This window comes from Flavobacterium aquidurense (assembly GCF_001404985.1).
Taxonomy (GTDB): domain Bacteria; phylum Bacteroidota; class Bacteroidia; order Flavobacteriales; family Flavobacteriaceae; genus Flavobacterium; species Flavobacterium aquidurense_B.
Genome location: NZ_JRLF01000012.1, coordinates 324,338 through 343,640, shown reverse-complemented (window position 1 = coordinate 343,640; position 19,303 = coordinate 324,338). Strand labels below are relative to the sequence as shown.

The following is a 19,303-nucleotide window of genomic DNA, read 5'->3' as shown; positions in this document are numbered from 1 at the left end:
AACAATTTTTCTCAAAAAAACGTACAAGCGCGCAATTTAAATCTAAATTTTCGCTGCTACATTAGAATAACATTAGAATTTCAGCACACACAATTACATCATTCATTATCAGATAATTAAAAAATAATCATTCTACTTATTCAAGCTTTTTTTTCGAACATTTACTTATTTATAAAAAAAAAGAGACAATTAACACGAAACTTTCTTAGTTGAAAACTTCATAGACAACAAGTATTTCAATCATAATTAAAATCGTAGTCTAAGTTTGTTTTTAAAATATAACTCACATTAAAAAAATATTTTAATAATTGAGCGCAATTCTTATAATTATTTAAAAAATATAGTAAGTTTGTAAAGGACATAACTATAAAAACCGATGAGTTTAAAAGATTTATTAGACAATAGTAAGGATAAAAGTCTTTCAGGTCAAAAATGGCACATGCTAAGACAATCTATAACAAAGCGTTTGCTGTCTGGAGGCAATGCTACTATTGCCGAATTAAGTACGGAACTTCAATCTAGTGTGCCCACTGTAACTAAAGCTGTCAATGAATTACTGACTGAAGGTTACGTTGTAGATATGGGTAAAATTACCAATAGTGGCGGACGCAGACCTTCATTATATAGTATCAACCCAACTTGTGCTTACTTTTTAGGTGTTGAGGTTGGAATAAGCAGTATGTCTATTGGATTGCAAAATATCAAAAATGAATTGGTTAGTGTAGAACTTGGTACATCATTTATTTTAGAAAATACCCAGAAATCCTTATTAAAATTCTGTGAACTCATCAACTCATTTATTGAAGACAGCTCTGTAGATAAAAAACTCATAGTTGGGGTTTGCATTAACTTTTCAGGCCGAATCAACTCTATGGAAGGCTTTAGTTATAACTATTTCTTTAGTGAAAACCGACCTTTAAACGAAATCATTTCAGAACAATTAGATCTTCCTGTTCATCTGGAAAACGATACGCGGGCAATGGCTTTTGGCGAATATTGCGAAGGTGTTGTAGATGACGAACAAAATATAATATTTGTAAATTATAGCTGGGGAGTCGCTATTGGAATGATAACGGACGGAAAACTATATTACGGAAAATCAGGATACTCAGGAGAATTTGGACATAGTACTATTTTTAATAATGATATTATGTGCCAATGCGGAAAACTAGGTTGTCTGGAAACCGAAATTTCAGGCTGGTCCTTAATTAATCAGTTTAAAGAAGCGGTAAAAGAAGGAAAACAATCCAAAGTCGTACTTGACGAAACCTCTTCTGCATTACAGCACAATGCTATTATTGCCGGCGCAGTAAATCTTGAAGACACTCTTTGTGTCGATCTTGTTACCCAGCAAAGCGAAAAAATGGGACGTTATTTGTCTATACTTTTAAATATCTTCAATCCAGACCTATTGGTAATTGGCGGAGATTTCGCACAATTAGGCGACTATGCCTTACTTCCTATTCAATCTGCATTAAAAAAATATTCTCTAGGTTTAGTCAACCGTGACATGAAACTTAAAAAGTCTGCTTTAGGCCGTCGTGCGGGCGTTATAGGCGCTTGCTGCGTGATTAAAGAAAAGATGTTATTTCCTCTAATTAATAACTAAATTTCCCAACTGCATCTTTATTATTAAAATATTTTAATAACTAATATTGTTATATTAAAATATTTTATATCTTTACTTCGTGATAATAAATTAATTTATTCATAATATTTTCATAACATTTAAATTGATAGTGAATTTTCAATGTTAAAAGTTCATTAATAAGATATTAGGTCTTTGAATATAGTATAAATCTAAAATTGATTTTTATTAACCCTCATTTCAAAATAAAATAATGCTAAGTGGCAAAAGAACCATCTTAATAATACGAGGAAAAATATACAAGTTTTTATATCAGGTAAAATTTAAAAATCAGCATTCATACAAATACAATCATCGCATAAATAATAATTTTCAAACATAAAAAAGCCAGCTAATGCTTGCAACATTGCTGGCCGGTTCCTCCTGGAACAATGACTTGAAAATTAATAAACAGACCTTTAACAAAGTTATTATTAACCAAACCATTACAAAAGTATGAAATTATTGCCTAAAAGTAAACCTAAAAATTGTAGGTTTACTCCTAACCACGGAAAAGTTATAAAATTGACGTCCACGTTGCTTTTAGTTTTTACCATGCAACTCGCAACTGCAAAAACAGAAAAAAGCATTACACTTACAAACAAAAATGTAAATAGAGTTGATCCGGTTCAAAAGAAAGTTACCGGTACAGTGACTAATGAAAAAGGAGAAGCTTTACCTGGTGTAAATATTATTGCCAAAGGAACTACATTCAGCGCACAAACTGATTTTGACGGAAAATTTACGATCGAAGTACCTGATAATGCTACTACATTAGTGGTATCATATATAGGTCTGCAAGAACAAGAAGTTGCAATTGGCACTGCGCCGCTTACTATTGTGCTAAAAGAAATAGGACAACAAATGAATGAGGTTATAGTAGTAGGATATGGTTCTCAAAACCGAAGAACTTTAAGTACTGCCGTTTCTAAACTGGATAAAAAAGTATTAGAAAATGTACCTTACTCAAACGTAACACAATCTTTGCAAGGAAACGTAACGGGTTTGGTGGTAAAAACCTCTTCTGGTCAGCCCGGGAAAGCTTCGAACATTCTGGTTCGTGGAGGTACATCTATCGATAATCCGGCTGGTGCAACTCCTTTATATATAGTAGATGGAGTTATTCGTACTCAAATCGATGATATAAACTCCCTTGATATTGCTTCACTTCAGGTTCTTAAAGATGCTGCTGCAACTTCTATATATGGAGCACGTGCTTCTAATGGTGTAATTATCATTACCACAAATACCGGAAAAGCCGGTAAAATGAAAGTTACCTATAATGTTTCGACACAAAGCAGTACAATTGGCAAGAAATATGATTTTATGGACGGTGGGGATTATATCAAATTTCAACGTCAGGGACTTTATAATGCTGCAGAAATTGCCGGACTTTCTACCACAACAGGTATTGCAAGACTAGGTCAGCTAACAGGTGCAACTCCTGCAGGTACAGGCAACAACCTTCAAAACAATACTCCGTTTGCTACATTATTAAAATCTAGTTTAACACCTGAATCAGTAGCACAATTACAGGCAAAAGGATGGCAGGAACTACAAGATCCGTTAAATCCTAACAGTACTATTATGTACAAAAGCACAGACTGGAACGATGTATTATTTCAAACTGCCATGACCCAAAGTCATACATTAGGTTTTAGCGGAGGAAATGAAACCGGAGTTTTTGATTTAAGCTTAGGATATTTAAAAGGTGACGGTATTACCATATTTACAGGATATCAAAGGTTTACCAGTAAATTGAATGCGTCATTAAAAGTAGCAGATAACTTCACCATCAACGGTCGTATGTTATTTTCTAAAGCAAGCAACAATCAAGTGGTTGCCAACAGTGTTGTTTTCAACAGATATTTAGGAAACTCACCAACAACAAAATTATATCTGGAAGACGGAACACTGGCTCCGGGACAAAATAATATCAACGGAAACCCATTATACCAAATGGGCAAAGTTAAGGGAATCAACGAAAACAATAAATTACAAATGAGCGTTGATGGTGAATTGAAACTTGCCAAAGATTTTACCTTCACTCCTTCTATGTCGCTTTATAGCGAAAACGAAAATGACAACACTTTTCAACAGGCATTTTTAAGCGGAAGCAGCGGTTTGGTAGACAATACGCGTACAGCAACAAGATTAAGCAATCAAATTTCGCAAGTGCAATACGAAGGTGTTTTTGCTTATAAAAAAGACTGGGAAAATATTGGTGATTTTGATGCTAAATTGGGAGCTTCTAAATACGACAGAACCATCAAGTCTTTTAACGCTTCAGGAAAAGGAAGCCCATCAGATTTGGCGCAGACTTTAGACTCTTCTCCTATTCCCGTTTCGGTTTACAGCAACAATACAAAATTGGTATTAAACAGTGTTTTTGGCCGTTTAAATTACGATTACAAAAACCGATATTTTGCAACAGCTTCTTTCCGTTATGATGGTTCATCAAGTTTAGGACCTGATAACAGATATGGTTTCTTTCCGGGAATTTCTGCAGGATGGAACATGCAGGAAGAAAAATTCTGGACAGCAACAATGCCTAAATTTGTTTCTTCGCTTAAACTTCGTGGAAGTTATGGTGTAAATGGTAACTTAGGAACATTAGGAGATTTTCAGGCTGGCGGATTATACTCAGGATCAACAAATGGTATAGCAAACAGTTACAACGGACAATCCGCAATTATAAACTCACAAATTGCAAATCCGGGTTTAAAATGGGAACAATCTGAAACCGTAAATGGTGGTTTCGATTTAGGATTCAACGGAGATAAAATCAGAATTATTGGAGATTTCTACAACAAGTTAACTTCTGATTTATTAACGAATTTAACGCTTCCTTCTAATAGTGGATTCTCTACAGTTCTAACCAATCTTGGAGGTTTAAGAAGTAAAGGTTTCGAATTAGAAGTACAAGCAAATGTTTACAATCAAAACGACTGGAAAATTAATGTTGGAGCAAACGTTTCTCATAATACCAATACGATTGAAAAACTTCCATCAAATGGAAATTTAAATAACCGAATTGGAGGAACAGAGATTTTCGATCAAAAAAGCGGAACTTATCAATATGTTGGAGGTTTACAAGAAGGTCAGAAAATTGGAAACTTCTATGCACACAATCAATTGTATGTACTTTCTACTCAAGCAGAAGCCGATGCTTACAACTTAAAAGTTCATGATACTTATGTTACTAAAACAGCTGCCGGAGGTGGTAATCCCGAAGGTAAAAAATTCGCGGGAGATGCTGTTTTTGAAGATACTGATAACAATGGTGTAATCGACAGCAGAGACAGAAAATACATGGGTAATATGTTCCCAACATTTGTAGGAGGTTTTAATTTTGATGCTGCTTACAAAGGATTCTCCTTAACTGTAAGAACAGATTACTCTTTAGGAGCTACAATTTACAACGAAGCAAGAGCACGTTTCTTAGGTCAGTTTCAGGGTAACTACGGACTATTGGCAGAAACTGGACAATCATGGCAAAAAGAAGGTGACATTACAGATGTACCTCGTTACCGTTGGGCAGATCAAACCAATCAAAATAACTTATTTAGATCAGAAGCTAGTGGAGCTGCTTACAACACAAACATGTTTCAGGGAAATAGCCGTTACTACGAAAGCGGAGATTATATATGTATCAGAGAAATTACCTTTAGCTATAATTTCCCAAAAGAATGGGTTGAGAGAGCTAAGTTAGCCTCACTTCGTATGTATATAACAGGAAGTAACTTATATTACTTTACTAAATACAGCGGATTAAGCCCTGAAGTACAAGGTATCGACGGAGGATCTAGTTTAGGATTGTCTGCAGCAGGTTCAACAGGAACCTATCCCGTTCCAAGAAATATTATCCTTGGTTTAAACATCAGTTTGTAAATTTTAATACTAAAATCATGAAAAAGAAATTTCTTCTATATACACTACTTTTCACTAGTCTCTCTATATTCAACTCCTGTCAGGATGATTTAGAACTAACTTCTGATAGTATCATTACATCTGATAGTTTTTGGAAAACAGAAGATGATGCCAAAGCTGGCGTAAACGGAATGTATGTAAACTTTAGAATCCAGACACAACAAAATTACTATTTGTTGGGCGGAGCCAGAAGTGCCGAAATAACAGGTGGTGTTCAGTCACCATTAACATTAGCCAATTATTACAATAACCTGCTTACGCCACAAAACATAGACGTAGACTGGGCTGGGTTATATACCGTAATCCATTCTGCAAACTTAGTTTTAAAATATGTGCCGCAAATTACCTTTAGTCCAACGACTATAAATGAACAAAAACGATACATGGCACAAGCGTATTCTATGCGTGCATTATGTTATTTTATAATGGCGCGTTCCTGGGGAGGTGTACCAATTGTTACAGATCCTACAGAAAATGCCAATCAGTCACAATACATAATTCCACGTAATACGATCGAAGAAACATTTGCCTTCATCAAAAAAGATATTGATGCTGCAATTGCAAACTTTCCGGATGCATCAAATAATAAAACGCAATTATCACTTCCTTCAATTTATGCTTTAAAAGCCGATGTAAATTTATGGACAGCAAAACAATTGGGCGGAGGAACAACAGATTTAAATACTGCCTTAACTGCTATTGATGCAATAGGAATTCCAACTTTATTGCCTAACTTTAAAGATGTTTTTGCTTATGACAAAAAAGCAAATGCTGAGGTAGTTTTTGCCATACGTTATTCTCTTGCTGATTTACCATCGAATTTAGCCGACAACTGGAATCAGTTTATGTTTGTGGGACCAAGTGATTTTGCACCATTATCATCTGCAACCGCAACTGCAACTTTTGGAACATTAGGAACTGGTGCAGGTAATGCCGGAATCTCAAGAGTTCAGCCAGATATTACACGATTTAACTTTGCTGCTACAGATACCAGAAAAGCGGCTACTTACTTAACTTTATACAACGGAGCTGTTCCTGTAGTGACAGGCTTGGTAAAATATAACGGGACGGTAGACGGAACATTAAGACGATTTGTAAGTGATATTATCATTTACCGTTGGGCAGATATTTTATTGATGAAAGCAGAAATCAAAAATGCTTTAGGACAAGATCCAAGTACAGAAATGAACCTGGTAATGAAAAGAGCTGATCCTTCGGCTTCATTTACAAATGATTCTCCTGCAAACAATGACAATGTAATTTTGAATGAACGTTTAAAAGAATTGGCTTTTGAAGGAAAAGCGTGGTGGGATTTAGTTCGTTTTAATAAAACAAGTTTAGTTCCGTCAATGACAGCGAGCAAAGAAGTTTTGTTTCCTATTTCTCAAAACACGATCAACTTTAATCCTAAAATTGTTCAGAATCCGCTTAGTAAATAAGATTTAAAGTACAGCTTAAAATTAGACTGGGAACTTTTAAACTCCCAGTCTAATAAATAAAATACACAAAACAACAAAAAAACATTCTCATGAAAATTGAACATTTACAAGGTCTTATTTCTGCTCCCTTCACTCCTTTTGACAGCATTGGAAAATTAGACGTTAGCCTTATTGCGCCTTATTATGCTTTCCTGAAAAGAAACGGAATTACCGGAGCTTTTATTAACGGATCAACCGGAGAAGGAGTTTCTATTACCTTAGAAGAGAAAAAAGCCGTTGCACAAGCCTGGGCAGATTGCTCGAACCACGATGCTGATTTTAAAGTAATGGTTTTTCTTGGAGGAACTTGTCTGGCAGATTGTATTCACCTTGCAAAACATGCTTACGAAATTGGCTTATATGCCGTTTCTCTAACCGGAGCTTTTTATTTCAAACCAAATAGTGTTGATACACTTGCCGAAATCTGCATTAAAGTGGGAGAAAGTGTTCCAAATATGCCTTTCTATTACTACCACATTCCGGTACTAACAGGTGTAAATGTTGCCATGTATGATTTGGTTAGAGCTTTAGATAATAAACTTCCAAACTTTGCCGGAGTAAAATACACACACGAAGATTTTATGGATTTCCAAAGCTGTATGAGCTACGAAAACGGAAAATTTGATATGCTTTGGGGACGTGATGAAAATATGTTATCGGCCTTAGTTCTTGGTGCAAAAGGTGCTGTAGGAAGTACGTTTAACTATGCAGCTCCATTATATTACGATTTAATTGACGCTTTCAATAATAATGATTTGGTTAAAGCAAGAGCGCTTCAGCAAAAATCAATTGATATGATTCGTTTCTTAGGCAAATATGGCGGAATCTCTGTAGGGAAAGCGTATATGAAATTGGTGGGTCATGATTTAGGAGAATTTAGATTACCGGTTAAAAACATGAGTGCTGCCCAATTTGAATTATTCAAAAAAGATGTCGCAGGTTTAGATTTCGATACTTTTAAATCCAAATAAATCCGTTCGTTTTCTCTAAAACAAACCCATATGAATACGTCTTTTTCTTCCTTAATCCTTACTATTTTTATTATGTCTACAACAGTTGGTTTTTCGCAAAAAACAAAGATTACAAATGTCGAATGGAAAAAAGCAGCACAATTACAAAATGCTGACGGAAGTCTTTCTTTGGGTTTTGCAGGCCCGATAAACGGAATAAGCAATGACGTTTTGATTGTTGCCGGAGGAGCTAATTTTCCTGATAAAATGCCTTGGGAAGGAGGAAAAAAACATTATTCGAATGAAATTCATATTTTAGAAAAAGCAGGCGATGATTTCCATTGGAACAAAAAAGTTACCAATACATTACCCGAAGCAATCGCCTATCCGGGAAATACAACAACAAATCTGGGAGTTGTTTATGTAGGCGGAGAAAATGAAAACGGACTTTCGAATAAAGCGTATATCCTAAATTGGAATGCTGATAAAAATGAAGTTGAAACAAAGTCATTACCCGAGTTCCCATTAGCAATTACCAATATTGCACTTACACATTTAGAGAATATAATTTACGCTATTGGCGGAGACGAAGCAAAACAATCCTCAGATTTAGTTTTTACTCTTGATTTGAATGCCGAAAAACCGGAATGGAAATCGTTGACAAAATTACCTTTTGCTTTAGCGAATTCAGTTTCGGTGATCCAAAATAATAAAATTTATGTTATTGGAGGAAGAACTAAAACTGCATCAGGAATTAGCGATTTACATAACACAACTTTAGTTTTTGATCTCAAAGAACAAACTTGGGAAACCAAAGCTAATATCTGTGACGGAAAAACTACCAACTTTTCTGCCGGCGCAGGGGTTGCTGTTGGTAATGAATATATTTTAATTCTTGGCGGAGATAACGGAACTACTTTTCATAAAATCGAAACCTATTTATCTCAAATTGCAAGCGCCACTTCTGAAGAAGAAAAAGCAAAACTAATCGCCGAAAAAAACATTTTAAATACAACACACAAAGGTTTTTACAACGACATTTTAGTATACAACACACACACAAATATATGGTCAAAAATTGGCGAACTGCCTTTTCTTGCCCAGGTAACGACAACAGCAACAATCTGGAATGATAAAGTCGTTTTATCAAATGGAGAAATAAAACCCGGAATCCGTACTCCTGACGTAATGTTGGGAACTATCAAATAAAAGATTAAACACGAATTACACAAATTACTACGAATTAAAATCATTATAATCTTTTTAATCAGTGGCAAAAAAATAAAATAAAATCTGCCAAATCTGCGAGAAAAAAATTAAACACTAATTGCACAAATTACCACCAATAAAAATCATTATAATCTTTTTAATCAGTGGCAAAAAAATTTAAACACATAGAAACATAGGTTCAAAATCAAAGTAAAGGTGATTCTAAAAAAACATATTTTTTTTCACATAGCGCTATGAGTTTTATTTCAAGTGAAACGCCTTTTCAAGCTATAAAAACTATGTCTCTATGTGTTTAAAAAAATAACCGATTAAACAAAAAAGCATATCAAAATATGAAAAACTCTAAATATTATCCCTGGTTAGTCGTTGCGTTACTCTGGATTGTAGCGTTGCTCAACTATATGGACAGACAAATGCTGGCTACCATGCGACCGTCTATGGAAGCCGACATTCCTGAACTGGTTTCAGGTGAAAATTTTGGACGTTTAATGGCCATTTTTCTTTGGATTTATGCTTTAATGAGTCCAGTTTCCGGAATTATTGCCGATAAACTAAACCGAAAATGGCTAATTATTGGCAGTTTATTTGTTTGGTCAGCCGTAACATATGCTATGGGATATGCCACAACATACAATCAAATTTACTGGTTAAGAGCCGTTATGGGCGTGAGTGAAGCTTTGTATATTCCGGCAGGATTGTCTCTAATAGCCGATTATCATCAGCAAAAAACGAGATCGCTGGCAATTGGTATTCACATGACGGGGCTTTATGTAGGATCTGCTTTGGGTGGTTTTGGTGCAACAATCGCAGCAAAATTTTCGTGGCATACTACTTTTCATCATTTTGGTATTGTGGGAATTGTCTATTCAATCGTTTTGGTTTTCTTTTTATACGAGAAAAAAGTCACAGCTAAAGTTTTTGATCCTGAGTTTAATAAAACCCACGAAAAAGATTCCCTTTTTAAAGGTTTGGCGTTATTGTTTACCAACATTTCATTTTGGGTGATTTTATTTTATTTCGCCATTATAAGTTTACCGGGTTGGGCAACAAAAAACTGGCTTCCTACCTTATTCTCAGACAACCTGAATATTTCTATGGATCAGGCAGGTCCTATCGCCACCATTACAATTTCAGTTTCATCCTTAATAGGCGTTATTTTCGGAGGGATTTTATCCGATAAATGGGTTCAGAAAAATATAAAAGGCCGCGTTTATACCAGCGCAATCGGACTGAGTTTAACCATTCCTGCACTGATGCTGATTGGTTTTGGGCATTCTCTATTTCACGTCGTTGGAGCCGTTTTATGTTTTGGTATTGGCTACGGAATGTTCGATGCGAATAATATGCCCATCATTTGTCAGTTTGTCTCGTCGAAACATCGGGCAACCGCTTATGGAGTTCTTAACATGACAGGAGTTGGCTGCGGAGCGTTGGTTACATCGCTATTGGGCAAATCAGCAGATTCAGGAACTTTAGGTTTTGGTTTTGCCTTAATGGCCGGAGTGGTATTGCTTGCCTTACTGGTTCAAATCAGTTTTTTGCGTCCCAAAGTCAATGATTTTGCAGATGCATAGGTTCTAATCGTTCACCCCTTTTTTACAATTTAAGAGTTAGTTGTTTTTTGGTTTTTTTATAAGCCCGGGCGGAGCCATGCGTTCTGCCCAGCTTATAATTGCCACATTTTTAATATATAGTTCTAAGAAAAAATGAGAACAAAAAATAGAAATATTCATATTATAATCCTACTCCTTTCAATGATTTTAAATTTTGAAATGAGAGCGCAAACTCCAATAAAAATAGCTTGTATTGGAGATTCTGTAACGGCAGGTTATCTTTTAGGTAATCCACAAACGGAATCTTATCCTTCGCAGCTTCAGCTTTTAACAGGAAACCAATATGAGGTCAAAAATTTTGGACATAGCGGAGCAACACTTTTAAAAAAAGGAAGTACACCGTATTTTAAAACCGAAAAATGTGCCGAAGCAATCGCCTATCGTCCGGATATTGCCATTATCCATTTGGGATTAAATGACACCGATCCCAGAAACTGGCCCAATTATAAAGAAGATTTTGATGCCGATTATTCCTGGCTGATTGATACTTTAAAAACACAAAATCCGAAAGTGAAAATTTTCATTTGCCGAATGACGCCGATATTCAATGAACATCCGCGTTTTAAATCCGGAACACGTGATTGGTTCTGGCAAATTCAGGAACATATTCAAGCAATTGCAAAAGCGAATAATGTGGGTTTAATTGACCTTCACGAAAAATTATACAATCGTCCAGATCTTTTTCCTGATGCTTTACATCCTATAAAAGAAGGCGCAACAATTCTGGCACAAACAGTTTACAGCAACATTACACAAGATTTTGGCGGATTAAAACTAGCTCCTGTTTTTAGCGATAATATGGTTTTACAAAGAAACCAGCCAATCGTAATTTACGGAACTGCAAATGGAGGTGATAAAATCGAAATCTCTTTTAATAATCATAAAGAAATTGTTACCACAAACGAATTCGGAAAATGGAAAGCAGTTTTTCCTGCTATGAAATCCGGCGGAACACATCAGATTACAATTTCATCTAAAGAAAAAAATATCGTTCTAAAAAATATTCTGATTGGTGATGTCTGGTTTTGTTCCGGACAATCAAATATGGCATTCCCGCTCTATAAATCAGAAAATGGAATGGCTGAGGTTAAAAAAGCCATCAAAAATACCAATCTTCGATTATTTAATTTTGAAGCCATTGCTGAAACTGATGAAAAAGCATGGGATTCTATTACTTTAGAAAAAACCAATCGCCTGGAATTCTTCTCAGGAAAATGGAAGATCAGTGATTCTGTAAGTGCCAAAGATTTTTCGGCCATTGCCTATTACTTCGGAGAAAATATAATACATGAAGAAAATATCCCGATTGGGTTAATACAAGTTGCTGTTGGCGGATCACCCATAGAATCCTGGATAGACAGATATACTTTAGAACATGATGATAAAATAGTCGATGTATTGACTAACTGGCGAAAATCTGATTTTATGATGCCGTGGGTAAGATCACGCGCCGATGAAAATTTGAAAAATGCCAAAAATCCAAAGCAAAGACATCCTTACGGACCGAGTTACAATTATGAAGCTGGCGTAACCCATTTTACCAATTTCCCTATAAAAGGAATTCTCTGGTATCAGGGAGAAAGCAACGCGCATAACACCGAATTATACGAACATTTAATGCCTGTTTTGGTTAGAAACTGGCGTAAAGCGTGGGGCACTTCCCTACCCTTTTATTATGTTCAATTGTCAGGAACAGATCGTCCGGCCTGGCCGTCCTTTAGAGATGCACAAACCAAAATCCAAAAAAATATTGCCAATAGCGGCATGGCAATTAGTATGGATTATGGTGATGCTACAAATGTTCATCCTATTCAAAAAAAGCAGGTTGGAGATCGTCTGGCGCTTTTGGCCTTAAAATATACATACGGAAAAAATATAATCGCAAACGGACCATCGGTAGTAAAAGCATTTCAAAAAGGAGATCAAATTGTAGTTTCTTTTTCGAATGCAAAATCATTATCGACAGCCAATAAAAAAGAATTAACAGGTTTTGAATTGGTAACCGAAAAAGGAATCCGAATCGAAAGTAAAGCGACAATCATAAAAAATGAAGTATCAATTCTTGTTCCGAAAGGTGAAAAGATAAAAACAGTTTTATACGCCTGGAAACCGTACACAACAGCAAATCTGGTTAATGAAGCAAATTTGCCGTGCTCGACTTTTCAATTGGAATTAGATAGAGAAAGATGAAAGATGAAAGATGAAAGATGAAAGATGTGAGAAGAAAGATGTGAGAAGAAAGATGTGAGATGTGAGAAGAAAGAAATAAAATGTGCTTCAACAAAAAAAACACATTAAAATAAAATCTGTTTATCCCGATAGCTATCGGGAGCGTGATCTGCGAGAGAAAAACAGACACAAATTATAATTAAATCCGCGTGATCTGCGTGTAAAAAAGAAATCACCCCTTAGTAAATACAAAAACTAAGTCAAAAACATATATAAAATGAGTTATTCAAATACTGATCTACTACAACTAAAAGATTTTTATCAGCATCAATTATTACAGGATACAGTACCATTTTGGTTTCCACAATCTATTGATACTATTCACGGCGGTTATTTATTAATGCGTGATCAAAATGGTGTTTTAATCGATGATGATAAATCGGTTTGGTTTCAGGGTAGAACTGCCTGGTTATTATCGACACTTTACAATACGATTGAGCCTAAACAAGAATGGCTGGACGGTGCAAAATCCGGAATCGATTTCCTAAACCAACATTGTTTTGATACAGATGGAAGAATGTTTTTTCACGTAACGCGCAAAGGAAACCCAATTCGCAAACGACGTTATTATTTCTCTGAAACCTTTGCTGTGATTGCGATGAGCGCTTATGCAAAAGCGAGCGGTAATGAAGTTGTGGCAGAGCAGGCACGTTATTTATTTGGAGAATGCATCAAATATTCGAGTACTCCGGGATTATTAGAGCCAAAATATACAGGAGAACGCCCGTCGAAAGGAATTGGCTCTCCTATGATTATGATCAATACGGCACAACAAATCAGGGAAACCATTGGAGATCCGCGTTGCGATGAATGGATCACAAATTGGATTGCCGAAATCGAACGTGATTTTGTAAAACACGACATAAAATGTGTCATGGAACAAGTGTCTCCAGATGGCGAAATAATCGATCATATAGATGGACGAACTTTAAATCCGGGTCACGCTATTGAAGGTGCATGGTTTATCCTGCACGAAGCAAAATACAGAAATAATGATCCTCATTTGATTGAATTAGGCTGTAAAATGCTTGATTATATGTGGGAACGCGGTTGGGACAAAGAACATGGCGGAATTTTATATTTCTGTGATGTTTACGGTAAACCGGTTCAGGAATATTGGCAGGATATGAAATTCTGGTGGCCTCATAACGAAGTAATTATTGCAACATTACTGGCATATACCATGACCGGTGACGAAAAATATGCAAAATGGCATAAAATGATTCATGATTATGCATACAGTAAATTCCATGATAAAGAAAACGGAGAATGGTTTGGGTATTTACACAGAGACGGAACTGTGGCGCAAACTGCGAAAGGAAACCTTTATAAAGGCCCATTTCATTTGCCGCGTCAGGAATGGTATTGCACACAAATATTAAACGAATATTTTGAAAAAACAATGAAACATGAAAATCAAAGCCTGTAAATCAATGTGCCTTTAAAGCACCTATTAAAAATAAAATCTGCATTAAAAAAAACAACAAAATGATATTGAATATGCTACTATAAAATCCAGTTTTTCCATCAAGTAGTTCGTTACCCAACCTTATGCTTATTAACCAATTTTTTAACCAAATATAAAAACTATGAAAAATTTATTACGCTTATTTTGTTCGTGTTTTATGTGTTTATACTGTACCAGCAGTTTACAAGCACAAAGTGGTAAGGTTTTGAACCTCGATGGAATTTCTACTTTTATGACAGTTCCGGATCATCCTGATTTAGATTTCGGCGCAAGTCAGAATAAAACCATTACCTGCTGGATAAAAACCACAACAGCAACCGGAACACCCAGGATTTTTGCCAAACGAAACGGCGCTACAGGAAATGGATACGAATTCTGGACGGGAAACGGAACCAATGCCGGAAAATTTGCCATGAATATGAGCGGAACCGGAACTCCCAATAATATAAGTACCGCAGGATATTCTGCCAATTCTATTGCTGACGGAACCTGGCATCACATTGCTTTAGTTCTGGACGCTTCAAGCAATAGAACGATGTACGGTTATATTGATGGTGTTTTGGCCAATACCGGAAAGGTATTTACTTCTGTAACATCTGATTTTTCGAACGCTTTAAATTTTGTTATAGGTGCAACTTCAGATTCCGGAAACAGTTATAAATGGGCAGGTCAAATCGATAACGTTCGCGTTTGGAATAAAGCCATGACTGCACTTGAATTACAAGCAGACATGACTGCAGTTGTCAATGCTCCGGCGGCAAATCTTCTGGCAGCGTGGAATTTTGAAAACATAAGCGGCACTTCTGTTCCTGATGTTTCGGGAAATAGTCATTCCGGAACTCTTGTGGGATCGCCAACAACTTCGAATGCTTTCCCAATGATTCTGTCTTTAGATGGCGTAAACGATTATATGTCGGTTGTGAATCATGCTGATTTTAATATAACGGCGGGTCAAAGTTTGACGATTACGTGCAAAATTAAAACCTCAGATTTTGGAAAACGCATTTTAAGCAAACGTCCCGGAGGTGCAGGAATTGGTTATGAATTTATCAATAATACATCTGCCGGTGGCGGACAATTTGGAGTAAATCTAACGACAAGCGGCGGAGCGGCGGGACCTCCATATGGAACATCAAATGTCGCAAATAATATTTGGCATCATTTGGCCATGGTAGTAGATGTTGCTACCACAAGCTGTAAAATTTATGTTGATGGTGTTTTGCAACAAACTAAAACAACAGCCAACATTGGCGGAACAAATACCGTTTCGAATACAGGAGATTTATTATTTGGAACACTAAGCAATTTTACATCGTATATGAATGCAGAGTTAGATGATATCCGTTTTTGGAATAAAGCCATGACAGCGGCAGAAATCGTAACTGATAAAACGGCCATTGTCAACGGACCTCAAACCAACTTAATCGCTGCCTGGGATTTTGAAAATATTAGCGGCACAAACGTTCCGGATATTTCAGGAAACAATCATCCGGGAACTTTAAATAACGGAGCAATGGTAATTGCGCAAACCAACGAAATGCAGATTAACTCGGTTTCATTGGTTCAAACCGAATTGCCAACCGGAATTGGAGATCTAAACCAACGTATAATTGCGGTAAAAGCTGCTGTAAGCGGTACAATAAATCCGCTTACGGTGAGTGCCTTAAAATTTACGATGGCAGGAACTACGAATATTTCTGATATTACGAATATCAAAATTTACTCAAGCGGAAATACTGCCATATTCAATCCTGCAACAGCAACTTTGTTTGGGAATGTTTCTCCGTCAAGCGGAAATCTTACTGTTAGTGGTTCAAAGGCATTAGTAAACGGAGATAATTATTTTTGGATTACGTATGATGTTTCGGCGACAGCCACAGAAGGAAATTTATTAGATGCAACCTGCGAATCGATCGTCGCAAACAGCATTACGTATAATACAACATCAAATACCGTTTCAGGAAACCGTGTTGTTTTATTAGCGAATACATTATTGTTCACGCCCGGAGATGCAGGTTCTGCTAGTTATCGTATTCCCGCAATTATAACTGCTGCCGATGGTTCATTGGTAACAGTAACAGATAAAAGATGGAACGGCGCCGGAGATTTGGCTGCCAAAATAGATCCTGTAGTTCGTCGTAGCACAGATAACGGAAAAACATGGTCTGCACCTGTAACCATTGCCAATTTTGGAGCTTCAACCGGAGCAGGCGATGCCGCTTTGGTTTTAGATAAAACTACCGGTGAATTATTATGTTTGGTTTCTGCTGAGAAAGGCTTTTTTGCTTCTACAAATGCAGCACCAGCCAAAGTTCTGGTAATTCACAGTACAGATAACGGTGTAACATGGGGAACTCCCGTTGACATCACAAGTCAAATTTATGGACCAAATCCAGGCTGGAAAGGCTTATTTGTAGCTTCAGGAAGAGCACATCAATTGCGTGACGGAAAAATTGTTGCCGCAATTGCTGTACGCGAAAATGTTTCAGGAACAGAACGAATAAGCAATTACATGATTACAAGTGCTGATCACGGAGTTACCTGGACGGCATCGACAGGAAGAGCAGAAATAGACGGCGATGAAGCCAAAGTTGTAGAGTTAAACAATGGAAATATCATGATGAGTATTCGTAATCCGGGAACACGTCGTTTTAATGTTTCTACAGATAAAGGCGCAACCTGGGGAACGGCTTACAATCAGACAAGTATATCTGACCCTAATTGCGATGGTGACTTTATTCGCTATACTTCTACCCTTGATGGTTATGACAAAAACAGATTATTACATTCTATTCCGTTTTCCGGAAGCCGAAAAAATGTGAGTGTGCAACTAAGTACCGATGAAGGAACAACTTGGGGATCGCCAAAAACTATTTTTACAAGAGCTTCGGCATATTCAAGTTTAACGATATTGCCTGATGGAACTATTGGTATTTATTATGAAAATGGCGAAAGTTCAACGTATCAAATGTATTTTGTTCGCTTTAGTCTGAATTGGCTAACCAATGGTGCTGATACGTACACAGCTCCAAATAGTGCGGTTACCTTTTCATCAATACCTCAGGATTTGCAATTTTATGCCAGAAACAGTAATAATAACGCAACTGTAAAAGTGGTAGGAACAACACAAATTCAGAATTTAAATACTATTACAGTCGATTTTTATCGTAATGATACTTTTCTAAAATCAGTAAATCAAAAATTAGATTATGCTAACGGAAGCGCTTCATTTGATTTATCCGGAACTATTAAATCAGAATTAGCACAATATAAGATTATTGTAAGCACGATTGATTTGCTTGGAAATAAAAAAGTAATAACAGAAAGAAAAGATTTGGTTGCCGGAGATTCATTCGTGATTATGGGACAATCTAATTCTCATCCTACACGTCCGGGATATACTTTCACCAATCCGTTTTTAAGAAGTTACGGTATTCAAACCGGCAACACTAATTATGATACTTACAATACCAGTGACGCAACTCAACAATCATGGGGATTGGCACAAGCGAATCAAACCGGAGCGATAAGTTCTGCGAACCCTACTTATTTTGCAGGACCTTATATGGTAGGCGTTTGGGGATTAGAGATGATGGATAAATTATCTGCTGAATTACAAATTCCGATTTGTGTAATTAACGGAGGTGCAGGTTCCAGTACAATCGAGCAAAATATCCCAAGTTCCACAAACCGTTTAGATTTGTCAACTGTATACGGCCGTACTTTATACAGAGTGCAAAAAGCAGGTCTTCAGAACGATATTAAAGCTGTTTTTTGGCATCAGGGAGAGAAAAATGCAGATGGAACATTTACCAATTATCCAACAAACTTTGAAACGATGTACAACAACTGGAAAGCTGATTATCCGGCTCTTGCAAAAGTATATGTTTTTCAGACCAATCTAAATTCATGTTATGGAGCTGCCAGTGTAAATCAGGCTAAAATGCGCGAATGGCAACGTACTTTGCCACAATTACATAATGATATTACCGTTTTTCCTATGGTGGGAACTCCTGCGATGCAATCCGGGGACGGAAATGAATCTCCTTACTGCCATTACGGATTACAGGGTTATAAAACAATGGGAGAACGCGTTTCGTATGTAGTCGAAAAAGATCTTTATGAGGTATCTTTTACAGAAAATCCGTTGGCTCCAAACATTATAGACGCTTATTTTAGTAAAAGTGACAAAACTCAGATTAAATTAATTTTTGATAATAATAATTTAATTGCCCAAAGTAATGTAGCAAGTTATGCTCTAAAAGACTACTTCTATCTGGATGGTATTTCAGGTAAAATAGCTTCATTATCAATTACCGGGAATACTGTAACTTTAGATTTGGCAACATCAAGTTCTGCTCAAAAAATCTCTTATTTATCTAATAGTATGTATAACGACAATTCGGGCATTTATGCTGGTCCTTATTTAACAAATACAAAAGGTATTGGTGCTCTTACTTTTAATGATTATCCCGTAAGTGCGTATTCAGCACTTTCAACAAAGAAAACATCAGATTATGATATTGATTCAAAATTTAATGTTTTGGCAGAACCAAATCCAACAAGTGATATCTTTAATATTACCATTAATAATGCAAAAGGAAACGTTACAATAAAAATAGTGGATGTTTCAGGAAAAGTAATTCAAAAGACAACACTTAGTAATTCAGAAACGAGTAAAACCTTCTCTTTAGGAAATAAAACAAGTGGGATTTATCTTTTACAAATTAGTGATTCAGAAACAACACTTAGCCGTAAAATAATTAAGAAATAAAATT

Annotated in this window: 9 protein-coding genes; all 9 read left to right on the top strand. The window is 36.2% G+C overall.

Annotated elements, in window-relative coordinates; translation table 11 throughout:
- Window positions 1-376 precede the first annotated feature (376 nt).
- The gene (locus RC62_RS13280) at window positions 377-1,609 is read left to right on the top strand and encodes an ROK family transcriptional regulator (RefSeq protein WP_055095907.1); all 1,233 of its coding nucleotides are present in this window, start codon (window positions 377-379) and stop codon (window positions 1,607-1,609) included.
- A 474-nt stretch (window positions 1,610-2,083) separates the two neighbouring features.
- Window positions 2,084-5,518 carry a SusC/RagA family TonB-linked outer membrane protein gene (locus RC62_RS13275; RefSeq protein WP_082421296.1) on the top strand — a complete coding sequence of 1,145 codons (3,435 nt, stop codon included), beginning with the start codon at window positions 2,084-2,086 and terminating at the stop codon, window positions 5,516-5,518.
- 17 nt (window positions 5,519-5,535) lie between these two features.
- The gene (locus RC62_RS13270; protein WP_055095904.1) at window positions 5,536-6,996 is read left to right on the top strand and encodes a RagB/SusD family nutrient uptake outer membrane protein; all 1,461 of its coding nucleotides are present in this window, start codon (window positions 5,536-5,538) and stop codon (window positions 6,994-6,996) included.
- Window positions 6,997-7,085: 89 nt separating this feature from the next.
- Entirely contained in the window at window positions 7,086-8,006 is a 921-nt protein-coding gene (locus RC62_RS13265; protein WP_055095902.1) for a dihydrodipicolinate synthase family protein, read from the top strand.
- A 30-nt stretch (window positions 8,007-8,036) separates the two neighbouring features.
- Entirely contained in the window at window positions 8,037-9,194 is a 1,158-nt protein-coding gene (locus RC62_RS13260; protein WP_055095900.1) for a kelch repeat-containing protein, read from the top strand.
- A 353-nt stretch (window positions 9,195-9,547) separates the two neighbouring features.
- Entirely contained in the window at window positions 9,548-10,789 is a 1,242-nt protein-coding gene (locus RC62_RS13255) for an MFS transporter (RefSeq protein WP_055095898.1), read from the top strand.
- 198 nt (window positions 10,790-10,987) lie between these two features.
- Window positions 10,988-13,018, top strand: a complete 2,031-nt coding sequence (locus tag RC62_RS13250) for a GDSL-type esterase/lipase family protein (RefSeq protein WP_245176826.1) — start codon at window positions 10,988-10,990, stop codon at window positions 13,016-13,018.
- A 256-nt stretch (window positions 13,019-13,274) separates the two neighbouring features.
- Window positions 13,275-14,486, top strand: coding sequence for an AGE family epimerase/isomerase (locus tag RC62_RS13245; RefSeq protein WP_055095896.1), 1,212 nt, complete (start codon window positions 13,275-13,277; stop codon window positions 14,484-14,486).
- Window positions 14,487-14,646: 160 nt separating this feature from the next.
- Window positions 14,647-19,299 carry a LamG-like jellyroll fold domain-containing protein gene (locus tag RC62_RS13240; protein WP_082421294.1) on the top strand — a complete coding sequence of 1,551 codons (4,653 nt, stop codon included), beginning with the start codon at window positions 14,647-14,649 and terminating at the stop codon, window positions 19,297-19,299.
- Window positions 19,300-19,303: the final 4 nt, after the last annotated feature.